15 protein-coding genes are annotated in these 13570 nt (G+C 66.7%); 5 read left to right on the forward strand and 10 right to left on the reverse strand.

From position 1 onward, the window contains the following. Nucleotides 1–67: 67 nt before the first annotated feature. Both JYG32_RS22565 and JYG32_RS22570 read right to left on the reverse strand, forming a co-directional pair. Nucleotides 68–475: a type II toxin-antitoxin system VapC family toxin gene (locus tag JYG32_RS22565; RefSeq protein ID WP_174381992.1), complete on the reverse strand. Its 408-nt coding sequence runs from the start codon at nt 473–475 to the stop codon at nt 68–70. Beyond that, the gene (locus tag JYG32_RS22570) at nt 472–714 is read right to left on the reverse strand and encodes an antitoxin (RefSeq protein WP_072436899.1); all 243 of its coding nucleotides are present in this window, start codon (nt 712–714) and stop codon (nt 472–474) included. Before JYG32_RS22570 ends, JYG32_RS22565 begins: the two co-directional genes overlap by 4 nt. A gap of 260 nt (nt 715–974) precedes the next feature. Between JYG32_RS22570 and JYG32_RS22575 the strand changes: the two genes are divergently transcribed. After that, nucleotides 975–1658 (forward strand): alpha/beta hydrolase, encoded by a 684-nt coding sequence (locus JYG32_RS22575; RefSeq protein WP_174381993.1) that lies wholly within the window; start codon nt 975–977, stop codon nt 1656–1658. A gap of 52 nt (nt 1659–1710) precedes the next feature. On the opposite strand, the gene JYG32_RS22580 is transcribed toward JYG32_RS22575, so the two are convergent. Next, entirely contained in the window at nt 1711–3222 is a 1512-nt protein-coding gene (locus JYG32_RS22580; RefSeq protein ID WP_174381994.1) for an amino acid permease, read from the reverse strand. Between the two features lie 103 nt (nt 3223–3325). Then, nucleotides 3326–4732 (reverse strand): aspartate ammonia-lyase, encoded by a 1407-nt coding sequence (gene aspA / locus JYG32_RS22585; RefSeq protein ID WP_213267036.1) that lies wholly within the window; start codon nt 4730–4732, stop codon nt 3326–3328. Nucleotides 4733–4873: 141 nt separating this feature from the next. Here aspA and JYG32_RS22590 point away from each other — a divergent pair, with 141 nt between their 5' ends. Then, the gene (locus JYG32_RS22590) at nt 4874–5848 is read left to right on the forward strand and encodes a LysR family transcriptional regulator (protein ID WP_213267037.1); all 975 of its coding nucleotides are present in this window, start codon (nt 4874–4876) and stop codon (nt 5846–5848) included. Between the two features lie 95 nt (nt 5849–5943). On the opposite strand, the gene JYG32_RS22595 is transcribed toward JYG32_RS22590, so the two are convergent. Beyond that, a complete protein-coding gene (locus JYG32_RS22595; protein ID WP_213267038.1) occupies nt 5944–7008 on the reverse strand; it encodes an asparaginase in 1065 nt (354 codons plus the stop codon). Nucleotides 7009–7333: 325 nt separating this feature from the next. Here JYG32_RS22595 and JYG32_RS22600 point away from each other — a divergent pair, with 325 nt between their 5' ends. Beyond that, nucleotides 7334–9568 carry a TonB-dependent receptor gene (locus JYG32_RS22600; RefSeq protein ID WP_213267449.1) on the forward strand — a complete coding sequence of 745 codons (2235 nt, stop codon included), beginning with the start codon at nt 7334–7336 and terminating at the stop codon, nt 9566–9568. On the opposite strand, the gene JYG32_RS22605 is transcribed toward JYG32_RS22600, so the two are convergent. The 5 genes from JYG32_RS22605 to JYG32_RS22625 all read right to left on the reverse strand — a co-directional run bounded on the left by JYG32_RS22605 (nt 9552) and on the right by JYG32_RS22625 (nt 12988). Then, nucleotides 9552–9821 carry a hypothetical protein gene (locus tag JYG32_RS22605; RefSeq protein ID WP_213267039.1) on the reverse strand — a complete coding sequence of 90 codons (270 nt, stop codon included), beginning with the start codon at nt 9819–9821 and terminating at the stop codon, nt 9552–9554. The genes JYG32_RS22600 and JYG32_RS22605 overlap by 17 nt on opposite strands. Before the next feature lie 45 nt (nt 9822–9866). Then, a complete protein-coding gene (locus tag JYG32_RS22610; RefSeq protein WP_174381998.1) occupies nt 9867–10190 on the reverse strand; it encodes a hypothetical protein in 324 nt (107 codons plus the stop codon). A gap of 121 nt (nt 10191–10311) precedes the next feature. Continuing rightward, nucleotides 10312–11334: a DUF2891 domain-containing protein gene (locus JYG32_RS22615; RefSeq protein WP_174381999.1), complete on the reverse strand. Its 1023-nt coding sequence runs from the start codon at nt 11332–11334 to the stop codon at nt 10312–10314. Further along, nucleotides 11331–12302, reverse strand: coding sequence for a DUF979 domain-containing protein (locus tag JYG32_RS22620; protein ID WP_213267040.1), 972 nt, complete (start codon nt 12300–12302; stop codon nt 11331–11333). The genes JYG32_RS22615 and JYG32_RS22620 overlap by 4 nt, the downstream gene beginning before the upstream one ends. Further along, the gene (locus tag JYG32_RS22625) at nt 12299–12988 is read right to left on the reverse strand and encodes a DUF969 domain-containing protein (RefSeq protein WP_213267041.1); all 690 of its coding nucleotides are present in this window, start codon (nt 12986–12988) and stop codon (nt 12299–12301) included. The genes JYG32_RS22620 and JYG32_RS22625 overlap by 4 nt, the downstream gene beginning before the upstream one ends. Before the next feature lie 133 nt (nt 12989–13121). Between JYG32_RS22625 and JYG32_RS22630 the strand changes: the two genes are divergently transcribed. Then, on the forward strand, nt 13122–13346 hold the full coding sequence (locus JYG32_RS22630; RefSeq protein WP_213267042.1) for a hypothetical protein: 225 nt from the start codon (nt 13122–13124) through the stop codon (nt 13344–13346). Beyond that, entirely contained in the window at nt 13339–13563 is a 225-nt protein-coding gene (locus JYG32_RS22635) for a hypothetical protein (RefSeq protein ID WP_174382003.1), read from the forward strand. The genes JYG32_RS22630 and JYG32_RS22635 overlap by 8 nt, the downstream gene beginning before the upstream one ends. The last annotated feature ends 7 nt before the right edge of the window (nt 13564–13570 follow it).

The following is a 13570-nucleotide window of genomic DNA, read 5'->3' on the forward strand; positions in this document are numbered from 1 at the left end:
CATGCGGGTAGCGAGCCGGATTCAGCGAGGAGGAATCCGTTCCGGTCGCTGCATGACTGCAATGCGGTCAGTTTTCGTGCGCGCCTGCGAGCCAATCTTCGATCTGCAGCTCCGGGACTCGCTCGAATTCACGCATGTCATGCGTGACAAGCACCAGCCGCCGCGCACGCGCCTGCCCTGCGATCAATGCATCATATGGGCCGATCGGTGTTCCTGCCGCGGTCCAATGCGCACGAATTTCGCCGGCATGCTGAGCATCTTCCGCGTCGAACGACACGACCTCGAACTGAAGCCCCTCCACGCGTGCCAGATTGGCTGCCACTCGCCGACTTTTGTAAGCGCCGTAATAGAGCTCATGCGCGACGATCGCCGGAATTCCGAAGTCTGCCGGTCGATGCGCACGCAGCTTGGCCAGCATGGCCGGCTCGCCTTTGAGAATGGCGATTACCGCGTTGGTATCCAGCAGAAACTTCATTCAAACACGTCCAGTCCCGGGCGCTCTTGAACGTCCGGCTGGGTTGTTGCAGCGGCCTCGAAGTCGGCGTCGACCGGGCCGATCAGCGGTGTCAGCCATGCCCAGTCTTGCGGCACCGGCTCGAGAATGACGGACGCCCCGTGGCGGCGAATCCGGACCTCGGTCGTCTCGAAGCGGAAATCCTTCGGCAGCCGGACGGCCTGCGATCCGCCATGCTTGAAGATCTTGGCAATATCCATCTTCACGCCCCCACGTATCTACAAAATGTATCTATTTTATCAACCAAGCGTGAGGATGACGAGTCGTCCGATCGGCCTGTTGTCGGCGGGTATTTCGGCCATCGCCCCGCGCCGTGCGTCGCGATATCGGCAATCCGTCCCCGACATGAACCGCGGCCGGATTCATTCCCATCAGGAAACAATCAATCGCCACCCGGCGATTCACCTCCCCGTCCGCACGATCTAGACTGTCGCATCGTTACCCTTTCCGGACCCACGCGATGACCGACGTCCTGCCGCTGACCACCGACCCCGATTCGGGCCTCCAGTACCGGCTGCGCCCAGCCGCCGGCCGCCCCGCCGCCCGCCTGTTGCTGCTGCATGGCGTCGGCGGCAACGAAACCAACCTGCTGAACGTGGCCGGCGCGATCGACCCGCGCATCGAGATCGCGTTCCTGCGCGGCCCGCTCACGTTCGGGCCCGATCAGCACGCGTGGTTTCCGGTGCGTTTCGGCCCGAACGGCCCCGAAATCGATGCGGCCCGCGCGGACGCCAGCCGCCTCCAGTTGATCGCGCTGTTGCACGCCTTCCGCGCGCAAGACGGCGCGAGCGCCGCGTTGCCGGCCATAATTGCAGGCTTCAGCCAGGGCGGCATCATGAGCGCGAGCGTCGGCCTCACGTCGCCGGCCGACGTCGCCGCGTTCGCCGTGCTGTGCGGGCGCATCCTGCCGGAAATCGATCCGCTGATCGCGCCACGTGATGCGCTACACACGTTGCACGCGCTGATCGTGCATGGCCGCTTCGACGACAAGCTGCCCGTCGCGTGGGCCGACACCGCCGATGCAAAACTCACGGCACTCGGCGTCGCGCACGACACGCGGCTGTACGCGGCCGGGCACGAACTGACCAGCGAAATGGCCGCCGATTTCGGCCGATGGGTCGGCGAACGCACCGGGTTGAACTGACCTCACCGGGGAAGCCGGCCCGCGAACGGACCGGCGCCCCCGGCGCGTACCGTCACGCGTTCTGCGCAGGATCTGCGACGGCGCGCGCGGGCGCGGACGTGCGCGCCGCAACCGCCCGCTCGCGCTCGGCACCGCGCTTCGCGAGCTTCCAGCCGATCACCAACGCGAGCACGACGAGCGGAATCGTCGCGACGGTCCACGTGCCGCCCGGGTAATCGAACGCCATCAACACCAGCACGCCGACGAGGAATGCGAGCGTGAGCCACGACGTGAACGGCGCGCCGGGCATCCGGAACGACACGGCCTTCAGTTCGCCGCGCTCGACCGCGCGGCGGAACAGGATCTGGCACATCACGATGAAGCCCCACGTCGTGATGATCCCGAGCGATGCCATGTTCAGCACGATCTCGAACGCCTGGGCCGGCACGATGTAGTTCAGCGGCACGCCGATCGCATTGATCGCGACCGTGATGAGGATTCCGCCGTACGGCACGCCGCGCGCATTCATCCGCGACACGAAGCGCGGCGCCGACCCGCCCATCGCGAGCGAGCGCAGCACGCGCCCGGTCGAATAGAGGCCGGAGTTCAGGCTCGACAGCGCGGCGGTCAGCACCACGACATTCATCACCGTGCCGACGTACGGCACGCCGAGCTTGCTGAAGAACGTTACGAACGGGCTTTCGTGCGCGCTGTACGCGGTCCACGGCAGCAGCATCGTCAGCAGCACGACCGAGCCCACGTAGAACAACGCGATGCGCCACATCACGCTGTTGATCGCCTTCGGCAACACCTTGCGCGCATCGGCGGTCTCGCCCGCCGCAACGCCGACGAGCTCGATGCTCGCATAGGCGAACACGACGCCCTGCACGATCAGCACCGCAGGCAGCAGCCCGTGCGGAAAGATTCCTCCGTGGTCGGCGATCAGATGCAGTCCCGTCATCTGCCCTGCGACCGGATGGCCGCTCGCGAGGAACACGGCGCCGACCGCGAGGAACACCGCGAGCGTGCCCACCTTGACGAGCGAGAACCAGAACTCCATCTCGCCGAACACCTTCACGCCGATCATGTTCATCACCGACACGATCCCGAGCGCGCCGAGCGCGAATACCCATTGCGGCACGTCCGTGAACACGGCCCAGTACTTCATGTAGATCGCGACCGCGGTGATGTCGACGATGCCGGTCGTCGCCCAGTTCAGGTAATACATCCAGCCTGCGACGAACGACGCACGCTCGCCCATGAACTCCCGCGCATACGACACGAAGCTGCCGCTGGTCGGCCGGTGCATCACGAGCTCGCCGAGCGCGCGCATGATCAGGAACGCGAATACGCCGCAGACGAGGTACACGAGTGCCAGCGCGGGCCCCGCGCTCTGCAGGCGGCCGCCCGCGCCGAGAAAGAGGCCGGTGCCGATCGCGCCGCCCATCGCGATCATCTGCACGTGCCGCGGCTTCAACTGCTTCGCATAACCGGCTTCGTGCGACGCGAACATCGCGTCGGGATCGGCGTGACGGGAATCCGCGCCGCCGGCCATGTCGGCCGGCCGCTCGCTGGTGTGTTTCATCGTGAGTCTCCGTTTATTGATGTGTCGCACCCCGCTCAGGGGCGCTTTTTGAACGGTCGCGCGCAGGCCGCCGGCGGCAGGCGCCGACGCCGCGCGGCCGGTGTCAAAGCTCGCGCGGCCGGATCAATGCTTCGGGCTGCAGCGCCTCGTCCAGTTGCGCGTCGGTCATCAGTTCGCGCTCCAGCACGACCTCGCGGATCGACTTGCCGGTCGCGTGCGCTTCGGCGGCCACCGCAGTCGCGCGCTTGTAGCCGATGTACGGGTTCAGCGCGGTCGCGAGCGCAACCGAGCGTTCCATCGTTTCGCGCAACCGCTCGGGATTCGCGGTGATCCCGCTCACGCACCGCTCCGCGAGCGTCGTGCATGCGGCCGTCAGGTGGCTGAAGCTGCGGAACAGCGCGCTGGCGATCACCGGTTCGAACGCGTTGAGCTGAAGCTGTCCGGCCTCAGCCGCGAAGGTCACGGTCAGGTCGTTGCCGAACACCTCGAACGCAACCTGGTTGACGACTTCCGGGATCACCGGATTCACCTTGCCGGGCATGATCGACGAGCCGGCCTGCATAGGCGGCAGGTTGATCTCGCCGAACCCCGCGCGCGGGCCGCTCGACAGCAGCCGCAGGTCGTTGCAGATCTTCGACAGCTTCACGGCGATCCGCTTGAGCACGCCCGACACCTGCACGAACGCGCCGCAATCCTGCGTCGCCTCGATCAGGTTCGGCGCGGTGCTCAGGTCGAGCCCGGTGATGCGCCGCAGCGCCGCCAGCGCCTTCTCGGCATACTGCGGATGCGCGGTGATCCCCGTGCCGATCGCGGTCGCGCCGAGATTGATCTCGCGGATCAGCCAGCCGGCTTCCTGCAGCCGCGCGATGTCTTCGGTCAGCATCACCGCATACGTCGAGAATTCCTGCCCGAGCGTCATCGGCACCGCGTCCTGCAACTGCGTGCGGCCGAGCTTCAGCAGGCCCGCGAACGCGTCGGCCCGCTCCGCGAACGCATCGCGCAGCCGCGCCATCGCGTCGAGCAGGTGCTCGACCGCGAAGCACGTCGCGACCCGGATCGCGGTCGGATAGACGTCGTTCGTGCTCTGCGCGAGATTGACGTGCTCGTTCGGGTGCAGGTATTCATACTGCCCGCGCGCGTGCCCCATGATTTCGAGCGCGCGGTTGCAGATCACCTCGTTCGCGTTCATGTTGGTCGACGTGCCGGCGCCGCCCTGGATGACGTCGACGACGAACTGGTCGTGCAGTCGGCCCTCGCGGATCTCGACGCACGCGGCGGCAATCGCATCGCGGTACGGCCGCGGCAACAGCCCGAGCTCGCAGTTGGCGTCGGCCGCGGCTTCCTTCACGGCCGCGAGCGCCATCACGAAGTACGGCAGCGTCGCGATACTGCGGCCCGAAATGTCGAAATTCTCTTTCGCGCGCAGCGTATGAACGCCGTAGTAGGCCGCATCCGGAATACTTCGTTTACCTAAAAGATCCGCTTCGACGCGGAAGCCGTTTTCTGCCATCGTGCCCTCCTGGGTGTCTCGTGCCGCTCGTCGTGCGCCGCTTCCCGACGCGACGGGTTCGCATTCTATGCCTTTGCAAAAACAAGCTCGCCTCTGTATTATCGAAAGCGGTTTTGCGTGGGACGCAACAGCGAGAATCGAATGAAAAAAGGCGTGAGAGAGACAGGCATCGATCACCTCGGCGCGATGCGCGCGTTCGTAAGAGTGGTCGAAACGGGGAGTTTTTCGGCGGTCGCGAAGGAGATGCACGTGTCGACGTCGACCGTCGCGCGCAAGGTGACGGCGATCGAGGACACGCTCGGCGTCGCGCTGCTGCACCGTTCGACGCACAGCGTGACGCTGACCGAGGCCGGCCACATCTATCTGGAACGCGCCGTCACGCTGATCTCCGATCTCGACGACACGCTGCGCGTCGTCGCCGAGCTGAATGCGCAGCCGAGCGGCCCGCTGAAGCTCACCGCGCCGGTCGCGTTCGGCCGCCGTCATCTCGCGCCGCTGGTCGCGCCGTTTCTCGCGCGCTACCCGACGATCCAGCTCGACGTGCGGCTCACCGACAACCACAACGACCTCGTGGCCGGCGGCTTCGATCTCGACATTCACGAAGGCGAGAACTACCTGGACAACCTGGTCGTCCACCGGCTGTCGCGCAACGACAGCATCCTGTGCGCGACGCCCGGTTATCTCGATCGCTGCGGGCGCCCGTCGACGCCGGACGACCTGAAGCACCACAACTGCCTGCGCTACGTGCACCCGGAAGGCGATCCGCGCTGGGCTCTCGTGAACGGCGACGCGCAGCACAGCGTGCTGCCGGCCGGCAATCTCGTCACCGACCATTCGGAACTGCTGCTCGAAGCAACCTGCGCGGGGCTCGGCATCGCGGAGTTCGAGATCTGGCTCGTGCGCGACCTGCTCGCAAGCGGCCGGCTCGAGGCCGTGCTGCCGCGCTACCGGCTGCAGAACCGGCTGACGGGCGAATTCATCTACATCGCGTATCTGGCGAACCGGCGCAGCTCGGCGAAGCTGCGCGTGCTGAAGGACTTTCTCGCGGAACATCTCGCGCAGATCGGCGAGCTGTCGGACGTCCAGCTGGCGAAGATTCGCGGCGCCCGCGCGTAGCGCGCGCGTTCGCGTTCGCGTCGATCATCGAGCGGACGGGCGCCGACGCGCGCGGCCCGGTTCGCAGGCCCGCGGCATCCGCGCGGTGACGACGCTCAGGCCGGCTGCAGTTCGAACGGGAACGTTGCGTGCCCGATCCCGACGCCCTGCGTGTTGAGCATCCGCGGCCGGTGGAAGCCGGCCAGTTGCGCGCGCTGCGCGGACGTCCCGATCTGCAGCCGCTCGAGGATTTCGCTGACGACCATGTAGAGCACGTCGAGATTGCCGTCCTCGATCTTCACCGAGATGCCGAGCGCGCCGTCGGCGCCCAGTCGCCGCGTGTTTTCCGACGCCCGCACGCCGAGCCCGTAGCACGCATCGGCACCGAGCTTGCCGACCACCTGCCCGTCGAACGCGTTCATCAGCACCGTGCAATAACGCCCGTCGCCGGCAACCAGTTCCGGATGCGTCGTCATCGCACGATGAATGCGCGCCAGCGCGCGAACGCGACCGGTCATCTCGCTGCCGCCCGCTTCCACCGTGTCCGCGCCGTCGGCCAGCGACGCGTAGAGACGCGCCAGGCGATCCAGCGAAAACGCCGGCGTCGGCAGGTTGCACCCGTCGATCGCCCAGTCGACCTCGTCGTCGCGCAAGCCGCACGCATCGGCCACGACATGCTTCACGCGCACCTGCATCGGATGGTCGGGCAGATGGTAATCGGCCATCGCGGCGCCGATCGCCTGCGCGCCGGCCAGCATTCCGACATGCTTGCCCGAACAGTTGCTGCACACGCCGGTCGGCGTGTAGTCGCGCTTGATCCACGACCGGTACACCGCGTCGGACAACGGCGGATGGCCGCCGCAACGCAAATCCGATTCGTGCGCGGCGACCTTGGCGAGCATCGCCCGCGTGCGTTCGATGTGGCGGTCCTCGCTGCTGTGCGACGCGCACATCAGCGCGATGTCCGCATCGTCGAAACCGAAGCGCTCGGGCGCGCCCGTCTCGATCACCGACAGCGCCTGGGCCGGCTTGGCCGCCGAGCGCGCCAGCGTCATCCGGAACGGATCGCCGAACCGGGCCAGCAACCGGCCGCTTGCATCCACCACCGCCACATGGGCGACGTGCGTGTTCTCGATCGCATCGCCGCGGTACGTGACGACCGCTTCGCGTTGGGTGTCCATCGTGTCCTGTCTCCTTGCTCGGGGCCTGGTTGCCGGGGCCCGTCCAACCGGTACGGCAGTGTAGCGAGTCGTCGCCGCCGCGCATCGCTCGGGCGATGGAAAGCGGTGTTGCACGCGACGCAAAGGCAGCCGCGCCGCCCACGAAAACCTGACTGAATTAGTACAAAAACCATTCGATCGTTTACATATTTCGTACCAATCCGTACAATCGCGATCGCAAACACGAATCATACGCATTTACATTGACGTTTTCCGATGCGGCGGGCCTGCCCTGCCAGCATCGAGAAAGCGCGCCCGATCACCGAACCTTCCGTTGCTTCCCGATATGCCCGCCCAGTTCAAGACGAGGCCTCGTGCCCTCGTGTCGGCGCTGACCTGCTCCGTTTTCCTGACGCCGCTGCTCGCTTCCGCCGAAACCGCTCCCGCATCCGCACCTGCCGCCGACCGGCCGGCCGCCGACGTACCGGCGACGCTGCCGACGATCGCGGTCCAGTCGTCCGCGCTGTCGGACATGCAGGTGAAACGCTCGCCGTCGTACAAGTTCACCGCGCCGCTGCTCGATACGCCGCGCTCGGTCACGGTGATCCCCGAGCAACTGATCAAGGAAAAGAACGTCACGTCGTTCGCGGACGCGCTGCGCTCGGTGCCGGGCATCACGTTCCTCGGCGGCGACGCGGCCGCGAACCCGTCGGCCGACCGTCCGGTGATCCGCGGCTTCGAATCGCGCAACTCGATCTTCGTCGACGGGATGCGCGACTCGGGGCTGCAGAACCGCGAGACGTTCGCCGTCGAGCAGATCAGCGTGATCAAGGGCCCCGATTCGGTCTACGCGGGCCGCGGCTCGGTGGGCGGCAGCATCGACATCGTCACGAAGACGCCGAAGAACGACAACTTCATCAACAGCAGCATCGGCTTCGGCACCGACGGCTACAAGCGCGCGACGATCGACGCGAACCGCAAGATCAACGACACGACGGCCGTGCGCCTGAACGTGATGGGCCACGACGCGAACCAGGCCGGCCGCAACGACGTGTACAACAAGCGCTGGGGCGTCGCGCCGTCGATCGTGTTCGGGCTGAACACGCCGACCACGGTCACGGTCAGCTACTACCACATGAACTCGTACGACATGCCGGACTTCAGCGTGCCGTTCCGCGCGTCGGGCGGCACGCCGGTGCCGACCGATCGCGGGCAGTTCTTCGGGCTGAACACGCGCGACTACCGCTACGGGCAGACCGACACCGGCGAGGTGCGTGTCGAACATCGCATCAACGACGACTGGAAGCTGAAGAACACGACGATGTTCGGCCGCACGACGCTCGATTACGTGGCGACGAATCCGCAGATCCTCGCGTCGAATCCGAACCTGCTGAGCCTGCAGGCGAAGAGCGGCAAGTACGCGACGAACGGCATCGCGAACCAGACCGAGGTGACCGGTCGCACGAACCTGTTCGGCATGCAGCACACGCTGACGGCCGGCGTCGAATTCAGCCTGGAACAAAACCGCTACGAGGGTTACCTCGTGACCGACGCGAAAGGCAACAACATCCGCACGGGCGGCCCGTGCTCGGTGGCCGGCAACTGCACGCCGCTCGCGGGCGGCTGGAACCCGAACATGCCGTGGACCGGCAATATCGTGCTGAACGGCGACAAGAGCTTCCCCGGCGCGACGACGAACACGCGCACGACCACCGCGTCGGCGTACGTCTTCGATACGGTCAAGCTGACCGAGCAGTGGCTCTTCAACGCGGGGCTGCGTTTCGACCGCTACGACCTCACCGCGAAGCAGGCCGGCGCGGCCAACCTGTCGAATACGTCGAACCTGTTCAGCTACCAGTTCGGCCTCGTCTACAAGCCCGTGCGTACCGTGAGCCTGTACGCATCGTACGGCACGTCGTCGAACCCGCCGGGCTCGAACGGCGGCCTCGGCGGCGGCACCGACCAGATCACCGCGACGAACCGGGATCTCGCCCCCGAGCGCTCGCGCAACATCGAGATCGGCGCGAAGTGGGACGTGCTGCAGGACCAGTTGTCGCTGACGTCGGCGCTGTTCCAGACAGAAAAGACCAACGCGCGCGTCAGCGACGGCCTCGGTCACACGGTCAATGCGGGCAAGCAGCGCGTGCGCGGCTTCGAATTCGGCTTCGCGGGCAACATGACGCCGAAGTGGCACGTGTTCGGCGGCTACTCGTACCTGAACGCGATCACGACCGACGCAGGCCCCGGCAGCCCGGGTGCGTCGGGCCTGCCGATGGTGATGGTGCCGAAGCACAACTTCACGCTGTGGACGAGCTACGACGTGATGCCGAAGCTCACGCTCGGCGCGGGCGCAACGGTGATGAGCCAGACCTATGCGTCGGTATCCGCGACAACGAAGAAATGGACGCCCGGCTATGCACGCTTCGACGCGGCCGCGACGTGGCGCGTGAACAAGACGATGGACGTCCAGTTGAACGTGCAAAACCTGTTCGACAAGAAGTATTACGCGAGCGCGTATCCGATCTACGCGACGTGGGCGCCGGGCCGTTCGGCGATGGTCACGCTCAACTTCTATCAGTAATACCGGTCTTGCCGGTCGTTCCTGTTGCGGCGGGAAGGCGCGACGCGCCCTTCCCGCCCGCATTCACCACGGCAGCGAATACGTCTTCACGTCCGTGAAGCGCTTCATCGCTTCCTGCACGCCTTCCTTGCAGCAGAGCCCCGAATCCTTTACGCCACCGAACGGCGTCGGTTTGCCGACCAGCAGCCGCGCACCACGCGATCGCGTCGTTCACCTGCTGCTCGCAGCACTTCGCGGCCGCTTCGTCGATCACGGTGCTGTATGTCGAACGCGCTCATGCGCTCACGCATTCACACGTTCATGCGAGGTGGTAGCGCAGCCAGAAGGTTTCGCGGCATGCGTTGTCGAACGTCAGCCGCGACGGGCTGACCGGCTGCGCATCGGGATGGCGGACTACGTCGTAATCGATCCAGCATTCGGCGCACAGCAGGTCGGACGGCGCGCGATCCTGCTCGACCGAGCGGCGCACGATCGCGCCGTTGTCGAAGCGGTATTCGGTTTCGTCGCGCGTGACCTCGACGTCGTCGTCGGTCCAGCGGTCGTGCGACGTCGCGTGCGACACGATCGACACGGGGCCGGCGAGCCCGTGGATCGCGGCGACGTAGGAAATGAGCTTGTCCATGGCGAAGAGGCGAACTGGCGGATGGTCGCTTCGCGCAATGGATGCTGCGCGAAGCGGCCCGAGCGGCGAGTATAGCCGCGCGTCGATGACCTTGCCGCCGGCGGGGTTTCGCGCCCGCGCGCTACGCTTCCAGCGCGAGCAACGCGAACGTCGCGAGCCAGTGCTCGCCCATGTAGTCGCCGGCCACGTGCGCGAGCGCGCTCGCGAGATGCCGATCGGCCGCGTCGAGCAGCTTCGCGCGCCGCGCATCGCCTTCCGGCAGCGCGCCGGCGAGCGCACGCTGGCACCATGCACGGCTCAGGTTCAGCCCGTCGAGGTGCGCGATCTTGCCGTCGCTGCGGTCGCTGACCGTCGCCGGTTCGAACAGCGTCGCCGGCTCGCCGCGCGCGAGATCGGGCAAAAAGCGCGCGAACCAGCCGTCGAATTCGGCCGCCGGCAGCACGCGCCGCATCAGCTCGGCTTCCATCAGCGCGGGCGACAGGAATTCGTCGCCCGACGGCTCCCATGCCTGGCACGCGACGTCGTTCAGGTGCCAGCGCTTCGCGGTATCGACGATCAGCGCCGCGAGCCCGTCGCGCTGCGTGTCGCGCGCGAAGTCGAGCGTGAGCGCCAGCGCGAACGCGGTGTTGAAGTGCGTGCCGACGCGCAGCGGATAGGTCGCCTTCGGCAGGAAGGTCTCGAAGCGCGACACGAACAGGTCGGTGAGCGGCGCCATCGTCTTCGCCCAGCGCGCGGCCTGCGGCAGCGCGCCCTTCAGCGCGAGCCGCTCGAGCTGCGCGGACAGCGCGAGCAGCCACGCCCAGCCGTACGGCCGCTCGAAGCCGCTGTTGTGCGGCAGCGCGAGATACGCGCGCTCGCCGGCGACGTTCGCGTCGGTGAAGTGCGCGTCGACGATCGCGACGATGCGCTCGGCTTCCGGCAGCGCCGGATAGCGTTCGAGCACGCGCAGCACGAGCCAGTAGCCGTGCACGCACGAGTGCCAGTCGTAGCTGCCGTAGAAGATCGGATGCAGCGCGCGCGGCCCCTGCACGTCGTGCGGGCCCGCGAGCGCATGCGTGAGCTTGTTCGGATATTCGCGGGTCAGGTGCGCGAGCGCGAGCGACGCGAATTTCGACGCGAGTTCGGGCGTGAGTCGGTCGGTCATGAGGATCTCGTCCATCGAGTCAGAAGGAATGCAAACGCATACATCAGCAGCGTGTTCACGGCCAGCAACAGCACGGCCGTCGGCCATTGCGCCTTGATCACGCCGTTCTTGTCCTTCAGTTCGAGCAGCGCCGCCGGCACGATGTTGAAGTTCGCGGCCATCGGCGTCATCAGCGTACCGCAGAAGCCGCTCAGCATCCCGATCGCGCCGACGATCGCCGGGTTGCCGTGGAACTGGTGGACGATCAGCGGCAGGCCGATACCGGCCGTCATCACCGGAAACGCGGCGAAGCCGTTGCCCATGATCATCGTGAACAGCGCCATGCCGACCGTGTAGGCCGAGACGACCGCGAACGGCGAATCGATCGGCACCCAGTCCTTCACGAGCCCCGACACCACGCCGCCGACACCGGCAACCGCGAACAGCGCGCCGAGCGCCGCGAGCATCTGCGGCAGGATCGCGGCCCAGCCGACCGCGTCCATCGTGTGGCGCGCTTCCTTCAGCGCATGCACGGGCGAATCGCGCAGCATCGCGAGCGCGACGACGAACGCGACGATCGTGCCGAGCACGAGCGAGATCAGCGTCACGCTCTTCGGGTCGACGAACGGCACGCGCTTCAGCGCGAACGTACCGATCAGCGTGACGACCGGGATCAGCAGCGCGGGGAGGAACAGCCGGTTGCCGAAGCGTTGCGCGAGCGACTCGCGCCGCGCGGCCGCCGCTTCGCCGGCTTCGTCGGACTTGCCGCGTCCGAGCTTGCCCGAGCCCGCGATCATCGCGAGCGCGATCGCGAGGCAGCCCGTCACGAAATGCGGCAGCAGCGCGCCGAACAGGAACGTGACCGCGTAGATCGCCCAGAACGCGAAATTGACGGCGCGCCGCGGGTTCGTGCGGTCCGCCAGGTTGAAGCACGCGAACGCGGCGAACATCAGCCCCGCGAGCGTGTACAGCGATTCGAGGCCGATCATCGCGCGCCCTCCGGCCCCGGCAAGCCGAAGCCGCGCGCCAGCCGGCGGTCGAGCAGCGCGAGGCGCGTGCAGTGAATCAGCAGCGCGGCGATCGCGGTCGGGATCGCCCACACCGACAGGTGCAGCGGCTCGATGGAGATCCCGTTCTGTTCGAGAAAGCCCTTGATCAGCAGGATCGACTGGATCGCGATGAAGATGTCCTCGCCGAAGAACACTGCGACGTTGTCGACGCTCGACGCATGCGCGCGGATCTGCTGGCGGACCGACTCGGGCAGCTCGCCGTGCCGGTTGACGGCGGCGGCTTCGGCCATCGGCGCGATCAGCGGCCGCACCATCTGCGCGTGCCCGCCGAGCGACGTGAGGCCGAGCGCGGCCGTCGCCTGGCGCAGCAGGAAATACAGCATCAGCACGCGGCCCGTGGTTGCCGCCTGCACGCGTGAGATCATCCTTTTCGCCTGTTCCTTGAGCCCGTTGCGTTCGAGCAGCGCGATCACCGGCAGCGTCAGCCAGATGAGCCCCATGTAGCGGTTTTCGGTGAACGCCTTGCCGAACGCGCTGACGATGTCGACGAGATTCAGCCCGCCCGCGAGCCCCGTCGCGAGTCCCGCGATCGTGACCACCAGCAACGCATTGAAGCGCAGCGCGAAACCGATCACGACGATCGGCACCCCAATCAGCACCAGCATTTCCCCTCCTTGTGTTGGACGCACGGCACCTTCGCAACGCGCCGCCTGCCCGGTTTGGACCGGGCTCGGACGGCAAAATCTAACACGAGACTTTATCGATAAAAAGTCGACGATTTACCGGTTCGGGTAAACGTTGAAGCATGCGGACACCTTGCACGAGCCGCGTGTCGGCGGTGTTTCATCGGAGGAATCGATCGCCGGCAAGGCCGGCGCGGGCGCGCTGGATTCGACGCGCAATTCCTCGCATTCGGGCGGCCCGGTGCCCGCCGGCGCGGACCGCCGTCGCGCGTGGCGGAGCCCCGGTGCGCCGACTAAACTGGAAAGCATCGGCAACGGACGGGAGAGCCGCCATGATTGACGTATTCCAGACCATCGGCAGCCGCGCGTTCTCCGCTCATCTGGCGAAGGACGGGATGGTGACGCTGATGGAACAGCGCAATGAAGTCGACCGCGTGACGCTCGCGACCGCCTATGCCGCGCTCGTGGAGGAGGCCGAGCAGGAAGCCGACCTGCTCGACGCGACGGTCGAAGGGATGATGCGCGCGCTGATCCAGGGGTACGCGCGCAGCCATTGACGGCGCG

Source organism: Burkholderia pyrrocinia (assembly GCF_018417535.1).
Classification (GTDB): domain Bacteria; phylum Pseudomonadota; class Gammaproteobacteria; order Burkholderiales; family Burkholderiaceae; genus Burkholderia; species Burkholderia pyrrocinia_E.

Coding starts and splice junctions, on each gene's coding strand:
- JYG32_RS22565 (WP_174381992.1), bottom strand. CDS start 475: ATGAAGTTTCTGCTGGATACCAACGCGGTAATCGCCATTCTCAAAGGC.
- JYG32_RS22570 (WP_072436899.1), bottom strand. CDS start 714: ATGGATATTGCCAAGATCTTCAAGCATGGCGGATCGCAGGCCGTCCGG.
- JYG32_RS22575 (WP_174381993.1), top strand. CDS start 975: ATGACCGACGTCCTGCCGCTGACCACCGACCCCGATTCGGGCCTCCAG.
- JYG32_RS22580 (WP_174381994.1), bottom strand. CDS start 3,222: ATGAAACACACCAGCGAGCGGCCGGCCGACATGGCCGGCGGCGCGGAT.
- aspA (WP_213267036.1), bottom strand. CDS start 4,732: ATGGCAGAAAACGGCTTCCGCGTCGAAGCGGATCTTTTAGGTAAACGA.
- JYG32_RS22590 (WP_213267037.1), top strand. CDS start 4,874: ATGAAAAAAGGCGTGAGAGAGACAGGCATCGATCACCTCGGCGCGATG.
- JYG32_RS22595 (WP_213267038.1), bottom strand. CDS start 7,008: ATGGACACCCAACGCGAAGCGGTCGTCACGTACCGCGGCGATGCGATC.
- JYG32_RS22600 (WP_213267449.1), top strand. CDS start 7,334: ATGCCCGCCCAGTTCAAGACGAGGCCTCGTGCCCTCGTGTCGGCGCTG.
- JYG32_RS22610 (WP_174381998.1), bottom strand. CDS start 10,190: ATGGACAAGCTCATTTCCTACGTCGCCGCGATCCACGGGCTCGCCGGC.
- JYG32_RS22615 (WP_174381999.1), bottom strand. CDS start 11,334: ATGACCGACCGACTCACGCCCGAACTCGCGTCGAAATTCGCGTCGCTC.
- JYG32_RS22620 (WP_213267040.1), bottom strand. CDS start 12,302: ATGATCGGCCTCGAATCGCTGTACACGCTCGCGGGGCTGATGTTCGCC.
- JYG32_RS22625 (WP_213267041.1), bottom strand. CDS start 12,988: ATGCTGGTGCTGATTGGGGTGCCGATCGTCGTGATCGGTTTCGCGCTG.
- JYG32_RS22635 (WP_174382003.1), top strand. CDS start 13,339: ATGATTGACGTATTCCAGACCATCGGCAGCCGCGCGTTCTCCGCTCAT.